18 protein-coding genes and 1 pseudogene are annotated in these 24625 nt (G+C 69.5%); 14 read left to right on the top strand and 5 right to left on the bottom strand.

All coding sequences use genetic code 11. The features are described 5' to 3' along the window. Positions 1–5 precede the first annotated feature (5 nt). Entirely contained in the window at positions 6–2720 is a 2715-nt protein-coding gene (gene tssH / locus X946_RS20905) for a type VI secretion system ATPase TssH (protein ID WP_038751397.1), read from the bottom strand. Between the two features lie 519 nt (positions 2721–3239). Between tssH and X946_RS20900 the strand changes: the two genes are divergently transcribed. From X946_RS20900 to X946_RS20840, 13 genes and pseudogenes are all read left to right on the top strand, one after another. After that, positions 3240–3941: a TagK domain-containing protein gene (locus X946_RS20900; protein WP_038751395.1), complete on the top strand. Its 702-nt coding sequence runs from the start codon at positions 3240–3242 to the stop codon at positions 3939–3941. Beyond that, on the top strand, positions 3938–4936 hold the full coding sequence (locus tag X946_RS20895; protein WP_038751392.1) for a type VI secretion system accessory protein TagJ: 999 nt from the start codon (positions 3938–3940) through the stop codon (positions 4934–4936). The genes X946_RS20900 and X946_RS20895 overlap by 4 nt, the downstream gene beginning before the upstream one ends. Continuing rightward, positions 4923–5501, top strand: coding sequence for a type VI secretion system baseplate subunit TssE (tssE, locus tag X946_RS20890; RefSeq protein WP_038751442.1), 579 nt, complete (start codon positions 4923–4925; stop codon positions 5499–5501). Before X946_RS20895 ends, tssE begins: the two co-directional genes overlap by 14 nt. Before the next feature lie 30 nt (positions 5502–5531). Then, the gene (tssF, locus tag X946_RS20885; protein ID WP_038751390.1) at positions 5532–7421 is read left to right on the top strand and encodes a type VI secretion system baseplate subunit TssF; all 1890 of its coding nucleotides are present in this window, start codon (positions 5532–5534) and stop codon (positions 7419–7421) included. Then, positions 7421–8499, top strand: a pseudogene (gene tssG, locus X946_RS20880) (type VI secretion system baseplate subunit TssG). Before tssF (X946_RS20885) ends, tssG begins: the two are co-directional and overlap by 1 nt. Positions 8500–8558: 59 nt before the next feature. Then, positions 8559–9617, top strand: a complete 1059-nt coding sequence (locus X946_RS20875) for a type VI secretion system protein TssA (RefSeq protein ID WP_038751385.1) — start codon at positions 8559–8561, stop codon at positions 9615–9617. 71 nt (positions 9618–9688) lie between these two features. Then, a complete protein-coding gene (locus tag X946_RS20870) occupies positions 9689–12004 on the top strand; it encodes a type VI secretion system Vgr family protein (protein WP_038751384.1) in 2316 nt (771 codons plus the stop codon). A gap of 31 nt (positions 12005–12035) precedes the next feature. Continuing rightward, entirely contained in the window at positions 12036–14513 is a 2478-nt protein-coding gene (locus X946_RS20865) for a DUF2169 family type VI secretion system accessory protein (protein ID WP_038751383.1), read from the top strand. Beyond that, positions 14510–15592, top strand: a complete 1083-nt coding sequence (locus tag X946_RS20860) for a pentapeptide repeat-containing protein (protein ID WP_038751381.1) — start codon at positions 14510–14512, stop codon at positions 15590–15592. Before X946_RS20865 ends, X946_RS20860 begins: the two co-directional genes overlap by 4 nt. 45 nt (positions 15593–15637) lie before the next feature. Beyond that, positions 15638–16300: a DUF3540 domain-containing protein gene (locus X946_RS20855; protein WP_038751380.1), complete on the top strand. Its 663-nt coding sequence runs from the start codon at positions 15638–15640 to the stop codon at positions 16298–16300. Between the two features lie 12 nt (positions 16301–16312). After that, the gene (locus tag X946_RS20850; protein ID WP_038751379.1) at positions 16313–16702 is read left to right on the top strand and encodes a PAAR-like domain-containing protein; all 390 of its coding nucleotides are present in this window, start codon (positions 16313–16315) and stop codon (positions 16700–16702) included. A gap of 347 nt (positions 16703–17049) precedes the next feature. Beyond that, a complete protein-coding gene (locus tag X946_RS29585; protein ID WP_052145137.1) occupies positions 17050–17265 on the top strand; it encodes a hypothetical protein in 216 nt (71 codons plus the stop codon). Positions 17266–17455: 190 nt separating this feature from the next. After that, positions 17456–18325, top strand: a complete 870-nt coding sequence (locus X946_RS20840) for an alpha/beta hydrolase (RefSeq protein WP_052145136.1) — start codon at positions 17456–17458, stop codon at positions 18323–18325. Between the two features lie 181 nt (positions 18326–18506). On the opposite strand, the gene X946_RS36905 is transcribed toward X946_RS20840, so the two are convergent. The 3 genes from X946_RS36905 to X946_RS34230 form a co-directional block, all read right to left on the bottom strand. After that, complete coding sequence (locus tag X946_RS36905; protein WP_052145135.1) at positions 18507–19184, bottom strand: hypothetical protein; 678 nt, start codon at positions 19182–19184, stop codon at positions 18507–18509. Next, positions 19171–20100, bottom strand: coding sequence for a hypothetical protein (locus X946_RS35505; protein WP_152611761.1), 930 nt, complete (start codon positions 20098–20100; stop codon positions 19171–19173). The genes X946_RS36905 and X946_RS35505 overlap by 14 nt, the downstream gene beginning before the upstream one ends. A gap of 536 nt (positions 20101–20636) precedes the next feature. Next, entirely contained in the window at positions 20637–21200 is a 564-nt protein-coding gene (locus X946_RS34230) for a hypothetical protein (RefSeq protein WP_152611760.1), read from the bottom strand. Between the two features lie 107 nt (positions 21201–21307). Here X946_RS34230 and tssF (X946_RS20825) point away from each other — a divergent pair, with 107 nt between their 5' ends. Beyond that, the gene (gene tssF, locus X946_RS20825; protein WP_038751375.1) at positions 21308–23158 is read left to right on the top strand and encodes a type VI secretion system baseplate subunit TssF; all 1851 of its coding nucleotides are present in this window, start codon (positions 21308–21310) and stop codon (positions 23156–23158) included. 45 nt (positions 23159–23203) lie between these two features. Here the strand turns inward: tssF (X946_RS20825) and X946_RS20820 are convergent, their stop codons facing one another. Further along, complete coding sequence (locus X946_RS20820; protein ID WP_038751373.1) at positions 23204–24622, bottom strand: hypothetical protein; 1419 nt, start codon at positions 24620–24622, stop codon at positions 23204–23206. Between the last annotated feature and the right edge of the window lie 3 nt (positions 24623–24625).

The raw sequence follows: 24625 nt of genomic DNA, 5'->3' as shown, positions 1-24625 counted from the left end.
CAGGGTCAGTGAGCCTGCGCGGCGGGACGCGGCGTCGCGGAGGACGTCGCAGGGTCCGCGCCGACCGGACGAAACACGAGCGCTTCCGGGGGCGGCGCGGCCGGATCTGCGACGTCGATGTCGATGCGCGCGAGGACTGCCTTCGAGGCGAACGCGTCGAGCCACAGAGCGGAGAGGCGCGGCAGCACGTGCTGCTCGATGAAGCCGATCAGCAGCCGGGCGCCGGTTTCCTGCACGAGACATCGCCCGACGATGTAGTCGACGAGCGCGTCGCGATAGGCGACGGCGATCCGATGGTGGCCGGCCATGCGCGCGGCCACGTGATCCAGGTGCAGGCGCACGATGCGCGCGAGCGCGCCGTGCTCGAGCGGCCGGTACGGCACGACGGCGACGCGGCCGAGGAACGCGGCCGGGAACGCCTTCAGGAGCTCGGGCGCGAGCGCGTCGCGCAGGCGCGCGGCGTCGGGCGCGAGCGCCGCGTCGGCGCACAGGCTCGCGCTCAGCTCGGCGCCGACGTTGCTCGTGAGCAGGATCGTCGTGTTGCGGAAATCGATGTAGCGGCCGTCGCCGTCTTCCATGTAGCCCTTGTCGAACACCTGGAAGAACACTTCGTGCACGTCGCGATGCGCTTTCTCGATCTCGTCGAGCAACACGACCGAGTAGGGGCGGCGGCGCACGGCCTCCGTCAGCACGCCGCCCTCGCCGTAGCCGACGTAGCCGGGCGGGGCGCCCTTCAGGCCCGACACGGTATGGGCTTCCTGGTACTCGCTCATGTTGATCGTGATCAGGTTCTGCTCGCCGCCGTACAGCGCCTCGGCCAGCGCGAGCGCGGTCTCGGTCTTGCCGACGCCGGACGGGCCCGCGAGCAGGAACACGCCGAGCGGCTTGTGCGGATCGCTCAGGCCCGCGCGCGCGGTCTGCACGCGTTCGCCGATCTGGCGCAGCGCGTCGGCCTGGCCGATCACGCGCGCTTCCAGCGTGGCGGGCAGCGCGCGCACGGCGGCGACTTCGTCGGTCACCATCCGGCCGACCGGAATGCCGGTCCAGTCGGCGACGATCTGCGCGACGATCGCCTCGTCGACTTCGGGGAACACGAGCGGCGCGTCGCCTTGCGCCGCCGCGAAGCCGCGCTCGAGCGCGCCGAGCGCGCTCGGCATCGCGCCGCCTTCGGGGGCCGCGTCTTCGGCGAGCGCCGCCTCGCGCGCGGCGAGCAGCGCCCGCGCCGCTTCGATCTGCGCCTGCCAGCGGGCGTCGAGCGCCGCCTCTTCGGCCGACAGCGCCGCGATCCGGCCGACGCAAGCCGCGACGGACTGCTCGGCCGCGAGACCGATGCGCGCCTCTTGCCCGAGCAGGTCGAGCTCGGTGCGCGCTGCCCGCAGGCGCCGGCGCGCGTCCTGCAGTTCGCGCGGCGCCGCGTGCTGCGAAAGCGCGACGCGCGCGCACGCGGTGTCGAGCAGGCTGATCGCCTTGTCCGGCAACTGGCGCGACGGGATGTAGCGATGCGACAGCGTCACCGCGGCGCGGATCGCCTCGTCGCGCACGAGGACGCCGTGATGCCGCGAGAACGTCCGCGCGAGGCCGCGCACCATGTCGACCGCGGCCTGCTCGTCCGGCTCCTGCACTTGCAGCACCTGGAACCGGCGGGTCAACGCGGGATCTTTCTCGATGTGCCGCTTGTATTCGGACCACGTGGTCGCGCCGATCATGCGGATCGTGCCGCGCGCGAGCGCCGGCTTGAGCAGGTTCGCCGCGTCTCCCGTGCCTGCCTGGCCGCCCGCGCCGATCAGCGTGTGCGCTTCGTCGACGAACAGGATGACCGGAGCGGGCGATTTCGCGGCGGCCTCGAGCACGCTTTTCAGGCGCGATTCGAATTCGCCCTTCACGCTCGCGCCGGCGAGCAGCGCGCCGACGTCGAGGCTCATCAGACGTGCGCCGGCGAGCTTCGGCGGCACGTCGCCCGCCGCGATCGCGAGCGCCAGGCCTTCGACGACGGCCGTCTTGCCCACGCCCGCCTCGCCCGTGAGGAGGGGATTGTTTTGCCGGCGGCGCAGCAGCACGTCGATCATCGTGCGGATTTCCAGCTCCCGACCCACGACGGGATCGATTCCACCGTCTTTCGCGCGCGCGGTGAGATCCGCGCAGTACGGCTCGATCGGCGCGCCGGTCGGCGCCGACGGGATCGCATCGGATGCGGCGCCCGCCGGGACGGGCGCGAAATCGCGGCTGTCGTAGGGCGCGTCGGCGGCTTCCGGGGAGCCGTCGATCCACGCGGGCAGCGCGTCGTCGATGCCGTCCGCGCCGAGCTTGCCGAACGCCGGAGAAATGGAGAGCAGCACGCGCCGCAACTCCGGCGTGCCCACGAGCGCCGCCACGAGCCACGCGCCGCGGATGCGCCGATCGTCGAAGCGCAGCGTCGCGAGCACCCATGCGCGCTCGATGGCCGTTTCGACGTGATGCGAGAAATCGCTGATCGAGCTGGCGCCCGCGGGCAGCGCGGCGAGCGCGCGCGCCATGTCGCGATCCAGCGCGTCGCGCTCGATGCCCGCGTGCCGGAGGATGCGGTGCAGATCCGAGTCGGTCTGCTGCAACAACTGGTGCAGCCAATGAACCAGCTCGACATACGGGTTGCCGCGCAGCTTGCAGAAGACCGTCGCCGACTCGATCCCTCTGAAGAGCGTGCCCCCGAGCTTGCCGAACAGCGCCTGACGCGAAATCGTCATGGACAGGTCCTTCCTTTTGCTTGTCTTGTTTTATTGCGGAGCCGAGCTAATCGCTCCGCACATCGTTCGATCGTCAAGGCGCGCGACTTGTTTTAGGATTTTTCTTATTCGCATTAATGCGTTCTGCTTTCGTTGGCTCGAATATTCTTTTTGAATTAAGGCTTGGTCAACTACCATAAATGGTAAGTCGGTCGAAAAATGGAGGATCGAACTTTTTTGTCAATCGAATCGGCAAATTGTCAAAAATTGCAAAGCTGTTATATTCCGTTATGGACAACGGCGAATTCCATGGCGCACACTGATTTAAAGCACGTGCCGCGTGAAATGCGGCGCGCCGGAAAATAGCGTCGCATCGAATAATTGATGTCGCCGAGGCCGATTGAATTACCGCCGGATTTCGTGTGGAATCTGTTTCCGGGTGCGAAAATCGGTGTCGAATGAAATTCTTTTTATTGAGATAACGAGAGCGGTTCGATTTAAGAACGATTTTCATCGATTTTTAAGTCAGTCGGATTTGCCATGCGAACTTTTAAACTGTTTCGCCGCAACGGGCAGGGCGCGCAATATGCCGAATCGGCATCGCGGGACGCCGGCGCTGCGTCTCGGGCCGCCGGCCGCCGCAGCGAATCGATCGTCGAGACGCTGCTGATCGGGCCGTCGGATACGGGCCAGGATGATTCGACGCATGACGGCGGCGCGGTGTTCGGCCTGATCGGGACGACGATCGCGGCGGAGGCGTTCGCATCCCGTCCGGAGCGCGCTGCAACGGATGTTGCGACGGCGGCCGGCGCGCCCGCGCCTGCCGGGGATCTCGTGCATTCGCTGTACGAGCAGTACTGCAGGGCGCTCGAGGACCCGCAGGCGCCGCTGACGAGCGATTGGGCGGCCCGGCTGGCGGTCGTGCACGCGCCGTCGCCGGAGCCGGCCGTCGCGCGGATCGAGGAAGCCGACGGCACAGGCGCGATCGACGCGCTTCTGTCCGGCGCGCGCGTCCTCGACGACGCGTTCGGCTCGCTCGGCTCGGACGGCGCGCCCGATCCGGCGGACGCGGATTCGACGCCGGAGGTCCTGCGGCTTTTCGCTCCGGCCGAATACCGCGCGGCGGCGGCGCGGCGGCCGGGCGGCCTGCCGCCCGCCCTGGCCCGGCGAGAGCACCATGCGCTCGCCATCGACAGCCCGCTGCCCGCGCCGGGCGCGGCCTCGAATCAGGACGCGCGATGACGACGCCGAACGCATCGGATGCGCGCGCCGCGGCGAAAGCCGATCTGCACGATCTGCCGATCGCGGCGCGGCTCGCTGAGATGGAACGGCGCGTCCGGGAGCAGCCCGCGAGCGCGGAGCACCGCTGGCCGCTGTTTCAGCTGCTGTGCGTGACGGAGCAGTGGGCGCGCGCGCTCGTGCAGTTGCAGGTGCATGCGCAGCTCGCGCCGCAGGATGCGCAGGCCGCGCAGGCATACCGCGATCTGATTCGCGCCGAGCACTTGCGCGCCGAGGTGGTCGCCGGCCGCGCGCGGCCCGGATTCGTGTTCGATGCGCCGCGGTGGGCCGACGATCTGCTGGAGGCGCTGCGCGCCGCGTCGATCGGCCGGCGCGACGAGGCCGACCGCGTGCGCGAGCGGGCGCTCGATCAGGCGCCGCTCGTCGCGGGGCGCGCGCCGCATTCGGCGTTCGACTGGATCGCCGACAGCGATTCGCGGTTCGGCCCCGTGTGCGAGATCGTGACTGCCGGCCATTATCGGTGGCTGCCGTTTTCGGACATTGCCGCGTGGCACGTTCCGCGTCCGGCCCGGCTGATCGATCTCGTATGGGCGCCGTGCGCGGTGACGCTCGTCGACGGCGGCGCGGTGCGGGGCTTCATGCCGGCGCGCTATCCGGCGGCGGATGACGCGAACCAAGCGAACCAAGCGAACGAGACGAACGAGACGAACGATGCGCACGAAACGAATGCGCACGCCGATCGAGGCGCGGCCGACGCGGCGCGCGAGATCGACGCGTTGCGCGTCGGCCACAGGACGACATGGCGCGAGGCCGGCCGTACCGGCGTGATCGCGCGAGGCCGGAAGACCTGGTCGACGAGCGCGGGCGACTACGGCCTGTTCGAGCTCGAGCGCTGCGCGTTCGGCGCGGCGGCGCGCGCGGCCGGGGCGGCGGATGGCGCGACGCACGATGCGGCGCACGGCGCGCCGCGCGAAGGGGACGGCGATGGACGAGCATGAGAAACGCGCGCCGGGGCCGGGCAAAGGCGGCGCGCGCCCGGGCGGCGCAGGCGTCGCGGCGCCGCGACGCGCGAACACGCATCTGCTGCCCACGCTGATCGACCGGCTGCGCGACGACGCGCCGCAGCGCCAGACCGAGGCGCCAGGCGAATACGCGGTGACGCGCATGCAGATGCGCGGCATCGTCCAGCGCGATCTCGCGTTCCTGCTCAACACGATGAACATCGACGATCGCATCGACCGCGAGCGGTATCCCGCCGCGGCCGCGTCGACCGTCAACTTCGGCGTGCCGCCGCTCGCGGGCGCGTTCATGGCGGCGTGCAAATGGGCCGACATCGAGCGGATCATCCGCCGGGCGATCGCCGATTTCGAGCCGAGGCTGATCGCGGAAACGCTCGTCGTCGCGCCGTCGAAGGACGTCGAGGCGGGCGAGCGATCGAACGTGCTGTCGTTCGAGGTGCGGGGCATGATCCGCATGGACCCTTATCCGATCGAATTCATGGTCCAGAGCGCGCTCGATCTGGAAACGAGCCAGGTGAGCATTACCGGCATGCGCGCGGTCTGACGCGCGCGCCGACGACAAGGGGGACATCCGGTGGACCCGCGACTGCTCGACTACTACAACCAGGAACTGATCTACATGCGCGAGCTCGGGGCCGAGTTCGCACACGCGCACCCGAAGATCGCGCGGCGCCTCGGCATGCAGGCGGGCGAGGTGGCCGATCCGTACGTCGAGCGGCTGATCGAGGCGTTCTGCTTCATGGCCGCGCGCATGCAGATCAAGCTCGACGCGGAGTTTCCGCGCTTCACGGGCCGGCTGCTGGAAGTGCTGTATCCGAACTACGTCGCGCCCACGCCGTCGATGGCGGTCGCGCGCCTGTATCCGAGCCGCACCGAAGGCAATCTCGCCGAAGGGTTTCGCATCGCGCGCGGCACCGCGTTTACCGCGCGCGTGCCGGCCGGCGAGAAGACCGCCTGCCAGTTCCGCAGCGGGCAGGACGTGACGCTCTATCCGCTGGAGATCGCGGAAGCGACGCTGACGGGCATCCCGCCCGACATCCCGGCGCTCGACCGCTACGTTGCGTCCGGCACGCAGGTGCGCGGCGCGTTGCGCCTGCGGCTGCGCACGACGGGCAACGTCCGCATCGCGGACCTGAAGGGGCTGGACCGGCTGCCGGTGTATCTGGCGGGCGACGAGCAGGTGGCCTCGCACCTGTTCGAACTGCTGCACGTGGCGGGCGTCGCGACGATCATCGCGGCGCCGGGCGAATTCGCGGCGCCGGGCCGGCCGCTTTACGCCGTGACGGCCGATGCGCTCGCCCACGAAGGGCTCGGCGCCGACGAAGGCCTGCTGCCGCTCACGTGGTCGAAGTTTCACGGGCACAACCTGCTGCACGAATACTTCGCGTGTCCGCAGCGGTTCTACTTCTTCGCGTTGACGGGCCTCGCCGACGGATTGCGCCGCGTGAGCGGCCGCGAGGTCGAGATCGTCGTGCTGCTCGACCAGTCGCCCGAGCGGCTCGAGAGCGTCGTCGACGCATCGCGCTTCGCGCTGTTCTGCACGCCCGTCGTCAACCTGTTCGCGCGCCACACGGACCGGATCGAGCTGTCGACGGGGCAGAGCGAATTTCACCTGGTGCCGGCGCGCCTCGCGCCGCTCGACTACGAGGTGTTTTCCGTCGAGGCGATGCACGGGCAGGTCGCGGCCACGTCCGCCGAGCTCGAGTTCCGGCCGCTTTACCAGACGCTCAACGACGACGAGCACAATCATGGACGCTATTTCTCGACACGGCGCGAGCGTCGGCTCGCATCGGACTCGGCGCGCCGCTACGGCACGCGCACGCCTTATGTCGGCACGGAGATGTTCGTATCCCTCGTCGATCAGAACGAGGCGCCTTATAGCGAGGAAATCCGCTACCTGTCGGTCGACGCGCTGCTGACGAACCGCGACCTGCCGACCCTCGTGCCGCGCGACGGCGTGCGCGACCTCACGATCGTCGAATCCGCGCCGCTCGAAAGCGTTGGCCTGATCCGCGCGCCGACCGCGCCGAAGGCGCCGTATGCGGAGCGCGAGACCGCGTGGCGGCTGATACGCCAGCTCAATTTCAACTATCTGCCGCTCGACGAGCTCGATCACCGCGCGGGCGGCCAGGGAATGCGCGATCTGCTGCGTCTGTTCGTGACGGGCGACGAGGCCGACAATCGCCGGCAGATCGAGAGCCTGATCGGCGTGAAGACGCGGCCCGTGACGAGAAAGCTGCCGGGCGCGGGCCCGCTCGTCTTCGGGCGCGGCATCGAATGCTCGCTCACCGTCGACGAGCCGGGTTTTTCCGGCGTGAGCCCGTACCTGTTCGGGCTGGTGCTCGAACACTATCTGGCGCGGCACGTGTCGATCAACGTTTTCACGCAGACCGAGCTGCATTCGGTCCAGCGCGGCCGCATCGCGCGCTGGCCGGTGCGCATGGGCGCGCGGGGAGGCGCTTGATGGAACACGCATCGCACGACGCCGCGCTCCCGCCGCGGATGCTCGAACGCCTGAAGGCCGAGCCTTGGCGCTACGGCTTTCTGACGCTGCTGCGGCGCGTCGGCGCGAATCCTCGCCTCGATCCGATCGGCACCGCGAAGCGTCCGCGCGCCGAGCCGTTCAGGCTCGGCCAGCAGCCGAGCCTCGCGTTCGCGCCGCGCGAGATCGCGAGCGTCGGCGGCGCGAACGGCCGGCTCCGGGTGCGGCTGTTCGGCCTCGGCATGCTGGGGCCGAACGGGCCGCTGCCGATCCACGTGACGGAGATCGCGCGCGATCGCGAAGAGAGCCGGCGCGACACGACGCTCGGCGATTTCCTCGACCTCTTTCACCACCGCTATCTGACGCTGCTGTATCGCGCGTGGGCGTCGGCGCAGGCGGCGGCGGGGCTCGACAGGCCGGGCGACGAACGTTTTTCCTTTTATGTCGCGAGCCTCACCGGGCAGGACGCGGCCGACATCGCCGCGCGCCCGCTGCCCGCGCACGCGCGCCTGTCGGCGTCGCCGCACCTGGTGCGCGAGGCGCGCAATCCGGATGGCCTGCGCATGACGCTCCAGCGTTACTTCGGCGTGCCGGTGACGATCGAGGAGAACGTGTTCCACTGGATTCGGGTGGACCCGGCCGAGCACAGCCGTCTCGGCCGGCCGGGCAGCGCGTCGGTCATGGCCGAAGGCGCGATGCTCGGCGAGCTGGTGCCGGACCGGCAGCACAAATTCCGCATCGTCGTCGGACCGCTCGACATCGACGCCTATCTGCGCTTCACGCCGCAGGGCGAGGATTTGCCGCGGCTCGTCGAATGGGTGCGGGCGTTCGTCGGCTACGAGTTCGAATGGGAGCTCGAGCTGCGCATCAAGCCGAACGGCGCGCCCCCCGCGGTGATGAACGGCCCGCAGCAGCTCGGCTGGTCGGGGTGGCTCGGGCGCTCGCCAGCCGAGGCGCCCGTCACCGGCATGCGTTTCGAACCCGAGCGGTATGCGGACCGGTTCCGGCGCGATGGCGGCCCGACGCCCGCCGATCGCCCGATTTGAGAGGTGAGCGATGAGCAGCAGAAAACCGGCCGGTCAATCCGCGCCCGCGCGAACGCCGAAGGCTCCGGACTGGATGGCGAGCGTCGATGCGGACGCGCCTTGCGGAGCGGACCTTGAATACGATCCCGAATTCGTCGTGCTGTCGGCGAAGGTCGCGCCCCGCTCGGACGCGCAGTACGGCGACTTCGTCGGGATGCCCGAACCCGTGAACTGGAGCGACGTCGACCGCGACTGCCGTCGGCTGATGACGCGCAGCAAGGACATGCGCGTCGCGGTTCTGTTCGCCCGGTGCCGCACCCGGCTCGCCGGCGCGGCCGGGCTGGCCGAAGGCGTCGGCCTGCTCGCCGCGTGGCTCGCCGCGTTCCCCGATGCGATTCATCCGCGGGCCGACGTCGACGCGGATCGCGACGCGGCGCTCGAGATCCGGATGAATGCGCTGCAGGCGCTGACCGATTCCGACGGCCTGCTCGCGGACGTGCGCGAGATCGTGCTGATCGGCGCGACCGCGACGCGCCTGCAGGTGCGCGACGTGGAGCGCGCGTTTGCGCAACCGCGCCCGGGCGACGCGCTCGCGCCCGAATCCGTCGCGCGCCAGCTCGCGGATCTGCGCGCGCAGCAGCCGGCCGCGCTCGCGGGCTTCGACGAAGCGCTCGCGAGCGCGGCCGCGATTCGCGCATGGAGCCGCGCGCATCTCGGCGCGTATGTGCCCGATCTGTCGGCGCTCGAAGGGCTGCTTCGACATGTCGCGGGGCGAGGCGCGCGCACGGACCACGCGGCCCCGGCGCCGGCCCCCGCCGATGCGCCGCCGGCGCAGGAGGCGGACTGCGTGCGAGCGGACCGCCCCGCGCGGGCTCAGGCGCAGGCTCACGCTCAGGTTCAGACGTCCGTCGAACGCGAGGCGGCGCCGACGGTCGAGTCGAACGAACGCGGCGCGGTCGCGACGCCGCTCGATCGCTACGCCGCGCGCGCGTTGATCCGGGAGGCGCGCGAGTGGTTCGAGCAGCACGAGCCGAGCAGTCCGATTCCGGTGCTGCTCAGGCGCGCCGAGTATTTCGTCGGCAAGCGCTATGCGGAAGTGGCGCGGGCGATTCCGGTCGAGCTGCTCGCGCAGTGGGGCGACGGCGAATCCTGATCGCGCATGGGCGCGAAGCGCGCCGATTGGCGTCGCTCGCCGATAGACGACGTTCCTGAAGGAGGGCAGTCATGCCGAATTTACCCGCCGCTCGCACCGTCGAGATCAGCGGCCCCGCGTTGCCGACGTTGCCGTCGGGCGAGCCCGCCCTTCGGCTGAGCGCGATCCGCGGCAGCGAAAAGCTGTCGGAGATCTACGCGTACGCGCTGGATTGCCTGACGCCGCCGGATTCGACGCTCGCCGACGAGCAGGCCGCGAACCTCGACTTGAAGGCGATGATCGGCAAGGCGCTGACGGTGACGGTCCAGCTCGAAGGCATGGGCTCGTTCGTGGCGGGCATGCCGGGCATGTCCGGCACCGCCCACATCGGGCAGGGCAAGCGCGAGATCAGCGGCATCGTGACCCGGGCGAGCTTCGCGGGCCCGTTGAACCGGCAGTGCCGATACCGGCTGACGATGCAGCCGTGGATCTATCTGGCCGACCAGCGTTCGGACTACCGGATCTTCCAGAACCGGAGCGTGGACGAGATCATCGACGAAGTGCTGAACGCGTACTCATATTCGTACGACAAGCGGTTGAGCGGCCGGTATCCGAAGCTCGCGTTTCAGGTGCAGTACGGCGAGACGGATTTCGCGTTCATTCAGCGGCTGATGCAGGAGCACGGCATCTACTGGTTCTTCGAGCACTCGAACAAGGTGCATCGGATGGTGCTCGTCGATCACCTCGGCGCGCACGAGCCGGTGGCGAGCGCCGCGTACCGCACGCTGAAGTATTACCCGCCCGGGCACAAGATCGATCGCGAATACATCGACGCGTTCGATACGGCGGAGTGCCTTCAGCCCGGCCGCTGGACCACGAGCGATTTCGATTTCGAGAAGCCGAACGCGCGTCTTCGCGTCGAGAACGCGCTGCCGCAGGAGACGGCGCACAACGGGCTCGAACGGTACGAATGGCCGGGCGATTTTGCGAACCCCGAGCACGGCGAGCATGTCGCGCGGGTGCGCATGGAGGAACTGCGCGCGCAGGGCGAGCGCGCGTCGGGCGGCGGCAACGTGCGCGACGTCGTGTGCGGCACCACGTTCTCGCTCGAGGGCTATCCGTGCGCGAGCGCGAATCGCGAGTATCTGGTGCTCGGCGCGTCGTTCGAGGCCGAGGAAACGGGCGGGGCGACGGGAACGGGCGACCATCGGATCAGCGCGTCGTTCGTCGTGCAGCCGGCGACCACCGTGTTCCGGCCGCCGCGCACCGTGCCCAAGCCGCGCACGCGCGGGCCGCAGACCGCGGTCGTGACCGGGCCGCCAGGGCAGGACATCTGGACCGATCAATACGGCCGGGTCAAATTGAAATTCCACTGGGATCGCTCGGCTGCGCGTGACCAGAATTCGTCGTGCTGGGTGCGCGTGTCGTATGCGTGGACGGGGAACAACTACGGGGGCGTCCACATTCCGCGGATCGGCTCGGAAGTGATCGTCGATTTCGAGAACGGCGATCCGGACCGGCCCATCGTGACGGGGCAGGTCTACAACGCGCTGCACATGCCGCCGTGGCCGCTGCCGGACCACGCGACGCAAAGCGGGATGCTGAGCCGCACGCCGGCCGGCAGCGGCGAGAACGCGAACATGCTGCGCTTCGAGGACAAGGCGGGCGAGGAGCAGGTCAAGCTGCACGCGGAGCGCAACTACGACGTATCCGTCGAGCGGGATTCGACGATCGCCGTCGGGCGCAAGCACTTGACGCTGGTGGGGCTGGAGCTGCCGCCCGTGTCGTCCACGCGCTCGCCGCTGGATCGGCTGATCGAGGTGCTGCGGCTCGGGGGCGCGCCGCGTCCCGCCGCGCCGGCGCAGCAGCCTGCGCCGCAGCAGCAACACCAACAGCAGCAACATCAGCAACATCAGCAACAGCGGCAACCACAGCCGTATCAGCAATTGAAACGGCAGCGGCAGTTCCAACGCGCGGGCGCGTTTCAGGCGCTCGCCGCGAATGTCGCGAGCGCGCTGCAGGGCATCGTGGCCGTGCTCTCGGACCCGTCGATGACCGCATCGGCGCGCACCGTGCAAGGCGCGTCGACGTCGGTCGTGTTCGGCGACACGCAGGGCGTGAACGTCGGCAACAAAGTGACGGTCACGAGCGGAGACACGCACGCGGAAGTCAATGGAACGGCTTCCGCGAAGAACGCGAACAGCGTCTCGCTGAACGGCACGAGCACGAGCGTCACCGGCTATTCCACGGGCGTGACCGGAGCGAGCGTCACCACGCTGGGATTCGGCGTCTCGACGAACGGAACAACGGTCACGACGAATGGCGCGACCATCGGTTCGACGAGGGTGGCGATCGCAACTAAAGCGAACGATTACACCTTGATCGAAGGAATCAAGATCTCCTTCTGACCGAAGCCGCCCACAAGCCTCAGGCCGTCAAATGAAAATCATCAAACCCTTCAGGATCAGCCCGCTGACCCGTCTCTACCGGATGCACGGACAAGAGCATCTCGGCGTCGCCGCGCTGATGGCCGCGACCTTGGGCGAGCATCCGCAACTGCTGACGGACTCGGCACTCTGGAATCTGGCCGGCGAAGCGCTGCGCGGCTACACGCTCGACATGGCGCTGCCGAAGCCGTGCCCGGAATTCCTCGTCTGCGGATATGCGTACGGGAAATATGCGGGCGAGCGCAGCGGCGGCGCATGCGAGGTCGGGATCGGCGTCGCCGGCGTGGAAAAGCGGCTGCGGATATCCGGCGACCGGCAATGGGCCGGCGGGCGCGTCACGCCCGCGCGGCCGTTCGAGCAGTTGCCGCTCGACTGGGAATTCGCGTACGGCGGCGCGGGCTTCGCTGACAATCCGCGAGGCCGCGGCGCGGAACCGTCGCAAGACGGCGTCCGCCCTCTGCCCAACATCGAATACGCGCACAGCCCGATGCGTTTTCCCGACGAGCTTCCCGCGCCCGCCGGCTTCTGTCCGATCGACGCGACGTGGCCGCAGCGCGCGAGCCTGTCCGGCGAATACGACCGGCAATGGCTCGAAACGGATTTTCCCGGCTTTCCGCGCACGCTCGATCCGCGCTGCTTCAACATCGCGCCCGCGGATCAGCAATTGACGGGGCTCGCCGAATTTCCGGACGGCGTCGCCTACGAACTGACGCATCTGCATCCCGATCACGCGGTATTGACGGGGCGCGTGCCGGCGCTGCGCGCGCGGTCGTTCGTCGTGCGCGCCGGCCGCGAGACGCCGGAGGAAATTCCGATGCGCTTGACGACCCTATGGTTCATTCCGCACCGCGAGCGCGTCGTGATGATCTATCACGGCGCGACGGCCGTCGCGCAGTTCGACGCGAGCGACGTGCAGGCATTGCTGCTCGGCGCCGACGCGAGCGGGCAGCCGAGGCCGCCCGAATGGTATCGGCAGGTGATCGAGTGGCGCACGCGACACGACAAGGCCGTGCTGTACGCGCTGCGCGATCGGGATCTGCTGCCCGAGCGCTATCTGCCGGCGGATTCGCCGGCTGAGCCCGCGGCCGCGACGCAGGGTGCGAGGCAGCGGCTCATGCGGGACCGGCTGAGCGCGTTTGCGGACGCGCGTCCGGTCGAGGAGCCCCGCCTCGATCAACTGGTCGAGTTCGTCGAGCGTCAGGAAGCGGCGGCCGACGAAGCGCGCGCGCGGCTCGAGGCGATGCGGCGCGATCTGCCGTCCGGGCGCGAAGCGCCGGCCGCGAAGCGGCGCGGCCCGCCGGCGCCGGCCGTTTTTCATGGCGACGGAGACGAGGCCGGGCAGGCGGCCGCCACCGACTGGTCGGGCATGCAGAAAATGCAACGCGATGCGCACGAGAGCCTTCGCAAGCTCTACCTGCAATCGGCCCAGCATCAGGACGCGCCGGACCGGCTGAGCGAGGCGGCGTCGGAATCGCGGCGCGCGTTCGTCGCCGCCGCCGTCGCGGCGGGGCGCTCGCTCGAGGGCGTCGACCTGACGGGCGCGGATCTTTCCGGCATGGATCTGCGCGGCGCGCGGCTTGCCGGCGCGATGTTCGAGAGCGCCGATCTGAGCGACGCCGATCTGTCGGGCGCGATCGTCGATCACGCCGTGCTGGTGCGCGCCGGTCTGAACCGGACGCGGTTCGTCAACGCCGATTTGACGGGCGCCAATCTCTCGCTCGCGGCGTGCGACGAGACGGACTTCTCGGGCGCGAACCTGAGCGATTGCATCGTCGAGCGCGTGCGGTTGCGAAAGTGTCGATTCGAAGGCGGCATCTTGTCGGACACCCGGTTCGGCGATTGCCGCTTCCATGAAGTCGATTTCAGCCGCGCCACGCTGCGCAATCTGATCGTCGTCGATCAATCGTTCGAGAGCGTGAACTTCTCGAACGCGACGATCCGCAAGATGCTGCTGATGAACTGCTCGCTCGCCGACGTTCGGTTTTCGGCGGCCGACATCGACGGATTCGGAATCGTCGACGCGCGCACGCAAGCGCAGCTTCGCTTCGACGCGGCGAATCTCGTGAAGGCGTGCTTCGTCCCGCGCTGCGACGTCGCGCGCGCCGATTTCTCGTTCGCGACGCTCAGTGAGGTCAATTTTCGCGAAGCGGATCTCGACGCGGCGGATTTTCACGGGGCGCGCATCGGCAACTGCGACTTCACCGACGCGCGCCTGCGGGCCGCCAATCTGCGCGGCGCGAAAAGCGAAGGCAGCCACTTCGTGCGAACCGACTTCACCGGGGCCGATCTGCGGGACACCGATCTGATCGCCGCGTACCTGCGCGGCGCGACGCTGGACGGCGCCGATCTGCGCGGGGCCAATCTGTTTCGCGCGAATCTCTCGGAAGTCCTGTCCGACGGCGATACGCAATGGGCGGGCGCGTATCTCGACCACGCGATGCGGTTCCCGGCAGCGCGAGCGCGCCAATGAGAGCGAGCCTCGAGCAATTGCGCGACGCCGTCGCCCAAGGCCATGTAATCAAGGGCGTCGTGATCGATTCGGCGAACCTCGACGGGCAGGATTGGTCGGCAGGCGTGTTCGAGCAGGTGCGGTTCGCCGGCGTCGCGATGCGGGGCGCGCGGCTCGGCGAAGCCGTCTTCAACGAATGCGAATTCCGCAGCGTCGACATGCAATGCGCGGATTTGTCGAAGTGCACGTTCCACGCGTGCCGGCTCGACGATGTGAACCTCTCGGAAAGCCGCCTCCACGGGTTCACGATGAGCTCGACGGTTGCCGCCGGCGTGGATTTTCGCCTCGCGCACGCGCACGGCTTCAACTGCCTGCAAAGCGATATCGGCGATTGCAGCTTTCAACGCGGGCGCATCGAATCGTCGGTGTTCAGCGAGACGCGGCTGGGGCGCGCCGATTTCACGGCGGCCGTCGTCCGCAAGGCGGTCTTCTTCCAGCTCGATCTGACGCAGGCGATCTTGCGCGACGCGACCTTCAGCGACGCCGTCTTCGTCGAAGCCGATCTTGCCGGCCAGTGCTTGCGCGGCCAGCGGATGCATCGCTGCCAGTTCGCCGGCGCGAATCTGACGAACGTCGATTTCACCGCCGCCAATCTCGCTTACTGCAATTTCCAGCGCGCCAGGCTGAGCGGCGCGCGGCTGGACGAAATCGACGCACCGTACGCGGTGTTCGTCGAGGCCGACGCGCAGGGCGCCGTGTGCCGTCATGCCGCGCTGGAGGGCAGCCTCTGGGTGCGGGCCGACATTCGGCAAGCCGACTTCACCGGCTCGACGCTGGAGCGGGCCGTGCTCCAGCACGCGCGATGCGGCGCGTCGCGCTTTTCGCGGGCGCGCCTCGCGGGCGCGGATTTTTCCGGCGCGGATCTGACCGGCGCCGAATTCGACGGCGCGGGTTTCGCGCGAACCCTGTTTCACGACGCGGTCGCGCCCGACATCGCATGGCACGCGCATCCCGGCGCGCTGGCGCGCGATTCGGCGTTGTCGGAGGCGCAAGCGTGGTCGCGGCGACGAGACGAAGCGCTGCGTCGCGAGCGTGAGTGAGAACGGCGCGGGCGCGATCGATCCGTTTCGAACCGAGGAGGAAACATGAATCCGACCGTGATGGAAGCACCGCGCAGCCGCGCCGCGCCTGCGATGCAAGAGAAAGCGGCGACGGTCGCGGATGCGCTGTCCGACGGCTCGTTCGTCGTCGAATGCGAAGGCGCGAGCGTTCGCTGCCGGCGCGCGTTCAGCTGTCTCGTCGAGCCGCGAGCGGGCGACCGCGTCGCGATTTGCACGGCCGATGCGCGATGCGTCTACGTGACGGCGATCCTGGAGCGCCCGAACGCGGACGCCGTGCACGTGTGCGTTCGGGGCGACCTCGTGCTGGAGGCGACGCAAAACGTCTATCTGAAGAGCGACGGCGCCCTGTGCCTGACGGGGCGGGAGCGCGTATCGGTCAGCGCGGAGCGGCTGGCCTTGTCGGCCCTCGACGCGTCGCTGTCCGCCGACAAGACGACGCTCGCCAGCGCGGAAGTTCACGGCCGGCTCGGGACGATTCGTCTGATCGGCCGGATGCTGGAGACGGTGATCGACCACGTTGCGCAATCGTGCCGAAGCAGTTTCCGCTCGGTGGAGACGGTCGAGCACTTGCGGGCGGCGCAGATCGATCACGCGGCGAGCGGCAACCTGCGCCTGCATGCGAAGAACGCGCTGCTCACGGCCGAGCGGCTGTCGAAGATCGATGCCGGGCAAATACATCTGGGTTAGGAGGGTGCTGAGATGGTGATGGTGAATTCGAGCGCGGGCGGCGAAAACATGGCGACGAGCGTCAACCTCACGCCGCCGGCGGGTGCGCCCGCTCCTTATCCGAACAGGGCTTCGCGCGCGAGCGCGATACCGAATGTCACGAACATCTTCGTGGGCGGCGGTCCCGTCCACAACGTCGCGACGATCATTCCGATGTCGAGCGGCGACAGCGCGGGGGCGATGGGCGGGGCCGCGTCCGGCACCGTGTCGAGCGTCTCGCGCAACGCCCGGGGCGCGAGCAAGACCCTGATCGCCGGCATGCCGGCCACGCGCATGACCGACCCGACGCAGCAGAACAGCGGCAATACCATCGGTGCGGGTAGTTCGCCCAGTCAGACCATCGTGTTGAATCTGAGCGGTTGAAGGATTCGCGCGCCGCTTGGAACACGGCTCGGAGACGCCGCGCGAGGCGATTTCCGGTCGATGTCGCCGGGCTTCGAACTCGGACTTCGAACCGGCACGAAAGCCGCGCTGGCGATCGGGACGCGCCATTGCCACACTGCGAGCGCATCGCCGCGCTTGCGCCGAGCCCGAGTGCATGCGAGCGGGCCGGCATCTTCCCGTTTGAAACCGGCATGCCCGGGCGTCGCGACAACGATCGAAGCCGGGGGCGCGCATGCGGTGAAATGCGAGCGGGCATATCGAAGAGCGGATCGCGTTCGGGTTGAAACAGCGCGAGCATGCGGCAGTCGACTTGAAAGGCCGACACGATGCGTTTTGAAGCGTCGCTCACGGGCGGCGCGAGCCACGAATTTCATGAGCGCTTCGTCCATGGCCGCGAGGCGTTCGCACCGGATGCGCAGGCATTCGAAGTGATGCGGCCGCGCACGGATGCGCCTGACGGCGCAGCGGGTTTCGCCGCGACCGCTTCCGGGCGGCTCGCGGCGGCGGGCGGACTGCGCGGCGATGCGGGCGGCGTGCAGTAGCCGTGCAGTGGCTGTGCAACGGACATGCGGCGGACATGCGGCGGACATGCAATGGCCGGCGATGACGGGACGTAAAAGGCGGACAGCGCCGCATCGAATCGGCGCACTTTCCGGATAGACGGCGCCGGTGGGCGCCGCCACAATCGGATGCCATGCGTTTTCCCACATTCCGAATATCGGCGGATCGATGATGGAACGACTGTATCGCGGCATGGGCCGCGCGGCGCTCGACAGGGCGTACAACAACACTCGGGCGATTGCGAATTTCCCGGCGGTATTGGCCGATTTCCGCACGCGCAGCGCCGCGCTGTACGAGCGCGTTCGCGGCCGGCGCGACTTGCGCTACGGCGATCGGCCGCGCGAGCGTTTCGACTGGCTTCCCGGCGGCCGCGCGAACGCGCCGACCTTCGTGTTCATTCACGGCGGATATTGGCAGAACTGCGCGAAAGAGGATTTCGCGTTCGTGGCGCACGGGCCGCTCGCACGCGGATTCAACGTCGTGCTGGCCGAGTACACGCTTGCGCCCGACGCGTCGATGACGCAGATCGTCGACGAAATCGGCCGCTTGATCGATCATCTGCGCGCCGATCGGGACGGCCTCGGCACCGCGGGACGGCCGCTTTGCCTGAGCGGGCATTCGGCGGGCGGACATCTGAGCGCGTTGCATCGCGGCCATGCGTTCGTGACGAGCGCGCTCGCGATCAGCCCGCTCGTCGATCTCGAACCGATCAGCCTGTCGTGGCTCAACGAGAAACTGCAGTTGAGCGAGCGCGAAATCGCGGCCTACAGCCCGTTGTGGCACGTCGGAAAGGGCGCGCCGACGGTCGTCGCGGTCGGCGCCGACGAACTGCCTGAGCTCGTGCGCCAGGCGGACGACTATACGGCTGCGTGCGCGGCGGCGGGCGAGCCGGTATGGGGCGCCCACGTGCCGGGCTGCACGCATTTTTCCGTGCTGGACGATCTGGCGCAGCCGAACGGCACGCTGATGCGTCTGCTCGACGCGGCCATTGCCGGTTCCGGGCACGGCGGCGACGAGCGGGCAGACGAAGAGCGCCGGTAGGCGCGGCGGACTTACGCGGCGGACATAGGTGGCGGACGTAGGCGGCGCAATTAGGCGGCGCAATTAGGCGGCCGACGCGCACGGCGGGCATGCGCGGCGCAGCATCGCGCATCGCGGCCGGCTCGGGCATGGAGCCTTCCCGAGTTGCGCCGCGACGGAACGCGGTTCCGGTTCGCGATCCTTATCGTTGCACCGTTTCCTGCGCTTGCGCGACCGTCCCCGTCGCGAGCGCGAGCGACGCCGCGGCCGACAGCGCGGCGCTGTAGCTGTCCGCGTAAGCGGTCCGCGCCGCAAGCAGGCCGTTCTGCGCGAGCATTGCGTCGGTGATCGATCCGACGCCGTGCCGATACGCGTCGAGCGCGGCGTCGTAGGTCGTCTGTGCGGCGTCGACGAGCGCCGCCGCCGCCGCCTCGTGCGATGCGAGGCTCGTGCGCAGCGCGTTCTGCCCGGCGAGATAGCCGCCCATCGCGGCCGCCGACAGTTGCGGCAGATACGCGGCCTTCGCGATGCCGGCTGCGAGCGCCGCGTTGCGCGCGTCGTTCCAGGCGATGCGCGTCAGCGGATTCGTCGATTCGGCGAGGTCGATCAGCTCGGGCAGCGTGTACGCATGTGCCGGATCGAGCGCCGCGGCGGGCGGCACCTCGGCGAGCGCGCCGTTCGCGGGCAGCGTGTAATCGCCGCGCGCGACGCTCGCTGCGGGCGTCGATGATCCGGGCTCGATCGCGCCGGCGACGTCCGTCTGCGGCCGCCACGGGCGATCGGGTGCGTCGGGCGCCATGTCGAGCGATGACGTCGCGCAGCCCGCGAGGCCGGCCACGGCAAGCGCGATCGACAGTGACATCGGATTAAGCGCGCGCATGAATCGTCGGCTCCTTCGATACGTCTCGTTGTCGCGCGGCCTCGGCAAGGCGGGCGAGGCGCGCGTCGATCAGGTTCAGCAGCGTGCGTCGCGGCGCGTCTGCGTCTGCGGTTTCGGTTTCGGCATTGGCTCGGGCTTCGGCTTCGGCTTCGGCTTCGGATTCGGATTCGGATTCGGCATGGCGGGTTGCGGCGTCGCTTGCGCCGAGCGCGTGCGGCGTCACGGCGGGTGCGGTGGATGCGGTGCCCGGCAGGGCAGCGTGCGTGTCGGCGGCGTGCGGCGCATCGGTTGCGGCATCGCTCGCTTTTGCATGCGTGTCATCGCCTGCATCGCCCGCATTCGCACTCGCGTCATTGCCCGCATCGCCCGCATTCGCGCTCGCGTCATTGCCTGCATCGCGCGCGTTCGCACTCGTGTCATTGCCCGCATCGCGCGCATTCGCACTCGTGCCGTCGCCCGCATCGCCTGCATTGCGCGCGACGCGGTGCAAGCGCGCATCGACGTCCGCGAGGCCATCCTCGCCCGCTGCGCGTTCGGCGAGCAGGAACAGCGGGCCTTCGAGCGCGTCCAGTTCCGCGAGCGTCCGCCGCCGGCTCGCGACCCGGTCCGGCGCCGGCCGCACCCACGACGGCGCATAGTGGATCAACCCGAGGTCCTGCCGCAGGCTCGCGTGCTGCGCGAGCGCCGCGGCGGTTTGCGTGCGGCGCGAGTCGGCGTCCTTCGCGCGCGCGATGCGCGCCCATTGCGCGACGAGCGCGGCCGCCGCGCCGATCACGGCGCTCAGCAGCCAGCGCGGGAAATACGCGCCGAACAGCACGTACGAAGGCGCGCCGCGCGAGCCGCAGCCCTCGAGCGGCGCGCATAGCGCGAGCGTCGCGGCGACGCCCGGTAGCGGAAGCGATTTTCGTTGTTTCATCGAGTTCATGCCCGAGCGTTTGACGTGACGGCGATACGCGCGGCCCGCCGGCATCCTGCGGCACCTGACCGTGCGGCTCTTCCTGCGCGCCCGGCGGGGCGCGTCGCTGCGCCGAGGGCTCGGCGGCGGTTGCGGCACTTGCTGATCTTCGTCGGCACTCCTGCGCGTCGATGCATTGCGTGCCGTGCGCGGCACGCCGCAAAAATTCTAACCCAGAGCCGGGGAGGCGCCGCGCGGCGAGCGTGGCGGACGATGTGCGGTTCGGGCCGCTCGACGGCGATTGCTCGGAGGATTGCCGGAGCGGCATCGAGGCGACGTCGATGCGACGTCGAGGCAACGTCTAGGCAGGCGGTATCGAGGCGGTATCGAGCCGACGTCAAGGCAACGTTGAGGCGACGTCGGTATCGGCGCGACGCGGGTTGTCGGCGCGATCGCGCGAATGCCGTTCGCCGCGCTGCCCGATGGGCGTCGCGGAGAGGCGAAGTGCGGAATGAAGGAGGCTGCGCGGTTCGTTCGTCATCTTTCCCGTTGCGCACTCATTGTCTTCCCATCGGGGGCGCCGCGTCGGTCTGCTGCGATTGCGCGCAATCGCGCGTCGTCCGCGTCGCTTGCTCGGCGCCGAGCGCCTCGATCGCACGCCGGTCCTGCTCGGCGTTCGCCGCGAACGCCGAGACATCTGCAATCGCGCGACGCCTGAAGCCGCGATGCGCGTCCGGGCGCTGATCGAGTCGAAGCGCGCGGTGAGCGGGCGAGCGTCTGGCCGACGGTGACAGCGCCGAGCGCGCGCGTCCGCTCGCACCGACCTCACCGACCGCACCGGCCGCACCGACCGCACCGACCTCACCGGCCGCACCGACCGCATCGACCGCACCGACCGCACCGACCGCACCGACCGCACCGACCGCACCGACCGCGCCGACCGCGCCAATCGCGTCGTCACCCGTCGCGTCCGTCGTCGCGCGTCGCCGCCCTGACGCGCGTTCGCCGCGGATAGCCCGATCGGCCGACGCGCGGGCCGCGGCGTGGACTGCACCCGAATGTTCCGGTAAAGTTGGCCGTCGCGTCGGCCCAGGCTGATTGCCCGCGCAACGTTCGTCCATTCGGGCCCGCACGGCGGTCCGGCCGTTCGCGCTTTCGCCGAACGCATGGTGCGCCGTGCCGTCGGCATCGGCCGACCGGCGTGCGACGGCACTTTCGAGAACCGCTGATGGATGAACTCCTCTCTTACTACGAACGGGAACTGGCGTTCCTGCGCCGCCATGTGCGCGATTTCGCCGAGCGCTATCCGAAGATCGCGAGCCGCATGCAGCTCGCGAGCGGCGCCGACGGCAGCAGCGAGGACCCCCAGGTCGAGCGGTTGTTCGAGTCGTTCGCGCTGACAGGCGCGCGCGCGTCGCAGCACATCGAGGACGATTACTCCGAATTCACGAAGGCGTTCGTCGAGGTGCTGTACCCGCATTATCTGCGCGCGTTTCCGTCGTGCTCGATCGCCGCCTTCGACGTCGACGCGAGCCGCGCGGCGCAGATGTCGGCGGCAGTCGTCGTGCCGCGCGGCACGCAGCTGTACAGCCGGCCCGTCAAGGGCGCGAAGATGTTCTTCCGCACTGCCTACGACGTGACGCTGTCGCCGCTGCAAGTGAGCGCGGCGCGCTTTCACGCGATGCCGCAGACGCCGATGTCGTTCCGGCTGCCGCCGAACGCGGGCGCGCAAATCTCGCTCACGTTCGCGATCCGTTCGCCGCACGCGTGCGGCGCCGACCTGAAGCTCGACACGGTTCGCCTGTACGTGCGCGGCGAGCCGCTGCTGAGCGCCGCGCTGCGCGACGCGCTGTCGTTGCACGCGGTGCACGCGTATGTCGAATCGGCGCAGAGCGGGCGCTGGGCGGCGCTCGGCCGCGTGCCGTTCTCGGCCGCCGGCGTGTCGCGCGACGACAGCCTGATTCCCTGTCCGGACACCGTGCATCCCGCGTATCCGCTGCTCACGGAGTATTTCGCTTTTCCCGAGAAGTTCGGCTTCTTCGATTGCGATCTGCGTGAGGCCGGGCGGCTCGGCGGACGGCAATTCACGCTCCATTTGCTGCTGAAGGACATCCCGGCCGATTCCGCGAAGGCGAGCGTGCTCGAATCGCTGAGCGCCGAGCACGTGCGGCTCGGATGCACGCCGGTGATCAACCTGTTCGAGACGTCCGGCAAGCTCGGCGCGCAGCCGGGCGCGGCGTCGGGCACGCACATGTATCCGCTCGTCGTCGACAAGCAGAATGCCTACGCGTACGAGGTCTATTCCGTCGACGCGGTGACGCAGGTCGAGGACACGCCGCAGGGCGAGCGGATCACGGCGTTCCGGTCGCTCCATGCGCTGTACCACGGCGGGCACGCGGCGCGGGCGTCGTCGTACTGGCGCATGCGGCGCGACGCGCTGATCGCGAGAAGCGAGCCGGGGCACGAACTGTCGCTCGGCTTCGTCGACGGCGCGCTCGACCCGGTCGCGCCGCCGCCCGGCGTCGACTTCAAGCTCACGTGCAGCAATCGCGACTTGCCGGAGCAACTGCCGCACGGCGCGCCGGGCGGCGATCTGATGATGGAGGGCGGCACGCTCGCGAGCCGGATCAGCCTGCTGCAGCGGCCCACGCGGCCGCTTCGTTTGCGCGACGACCGCGGCGCGCTGTGGCGCCTGATCTCGCAACTGTCGCTGAATTCGCTGCTGCTCGCGGGCGGCGCCGGCGCCGTGCGCGACATGCTGAAGCTTCACGACCTGCAGGAGTCGCCGGCTACCGTCCGGCAGATCGCGGGCATCGTCGACGTGTCGCAAAAACCCGTGACGGCGTGGGTATCCGAGAAGCCGTTCGCGAGCGTCGTGCGAGGGCTCGAGATTCGCATCACGGTCGACGAAGACTGCTTCGCCGGTACGGGCGTCCACACGTTCGCGCAACTGATGGATTGCCTGCTGAGCCAGTACGTCGCGCCGAACGGCTTCACGCAGCTCGTGCTCGTGTCGAGCCGGACGGGCGACGCGCTGTGCCGGTGTGCGCGCCGCTCGGGCGGCGGATTTCTGATCTAGACGCGCGACGCAGCCGCGGCGCACGCGCGGCCGGCTTCGGCGTGCTCAGGCGGCGGCTGCGAGATCCGGCCCGATCGGCTCGGGCGTGACGAGCATGACGCCGCGCGCAGCCGGATCGCCGATCGACGCCGCGAACGTCGGCTGCCGTTCTTCGTTCGCGCGCCAGCCGGCCACAGCGAGCGCGCCGAGCGCGAGTGCCGCGCCGCTTTCTCCGTTCGCGACGCCGAGATGCCGGCAACGTTCGCGGCCGTCGTCGGGCCAGGTTCGCTCGACGACGCCCGCGATTTCGGTGCGGCTGCCGCCGCGCTGGTTGGCGTCGCTCACGAGCCCGCAGCCGGACAGATCGAGCTCGGCCGATGCGGTCTGCGTGCGCGCCGCGTCGAGCAATTGCGCGAGCGTATCGGATTGCGGCTCGGCCGCCGCGTCGCCTGCGGCGCGGGAGCGAGCCGCGACGAGCCGGTGAATGCGCGGCGCGTCCGTCGCATCCGCCGACGCGGGATGCGCGAGCAGCAGCGCGCAGGCGCCTTCGCCCGGAACGCGGCCGTTCGGCCGGTTGTGTCCGTACAGGCTGCCGTTGTCGTCGAGCGCGCGCACGGTCGCGTCGCTCAGTGACGAATCGCACGCGAGCACGACATGGCGCGCATCCGACGGCTGGTGATGGAGCGACACGATCAGTTCGTCGACGATCGTCCATGCCTGCACCGGGTCCGCGATCATGCGGGTCTGCACGCGCTCGACGCCCGGCATCCAGCGTTCGCGCGCGACGTGCGCGTCGAGCCACGCGGCGAGCGTGGCCGCCACCGGCTGCCAGCGCTCGGGCAGCAGCAGATGCAGCTTGAGCGGCTCGGCAACGCGGGATGCGCCGCCCGTCGACAGCACCGCGTGGCGCTCGAGCAACTCGTCGAGCGCGTCGGCGGCGAGCATCAGCGCGCGCCAGTGCTCGTCGTTCAGCGCGGCGCCCGTGCCGGGCGGCAGCAGGCTTTCGTCGAAGTGGTCGAGCGAGACCGACGCCACGCCGCTCGCGAACACGCCCGCGCCGTCCGGGCGGCGCAGCTCGGGGTGCAGGCCGACGGCGGTTTCGTTGCGGGCGGCGTCGTCGGCTTCAGCCGTCGTCGCGCCCGTCGGAAATCTCACGCTGCTATCGAGCAGCGCGAGCGTCCACCTGCGCTGCGCCGCTTCGTCCGCGGCCGGTGCGGCATGGGCGGCGTGCGGGCCATGGGCGGACGCCGCCATGGCGACGGCCTGCGATGCGGCGGCGGGTGCTTCACGCAGCCGGCCGACGGCCTTGCGCGCCCACGCGACGCACGCGGCGAGCAGCGACGGCAGCGCGATGCCGTACACCAGCAGCTCCGTCCCGCTCGGCGGGTGATACGTCGCTTTCCAGTAAACGATCGTCGCGATCCAAACCAGAACGAATACCGCGGCCACGAGGGCCGTCTTGCTCAACCACGCGCGCTGCTTCATGCG

The organism is Burkholderia sp. ABCPW 111 (assembly GCF_000773065.1).
Lineage (GTDB): Bacteria > Pseudomonadota > Gammaproteobacteria > Burkholderiales > Burkholderiaceae > Burkholderia > Burkholderia savannae.
Note: the sequence above shows the minus strand (reverse complement) of the source record. Positions and strands in the feature narration are given on the sequence as shown.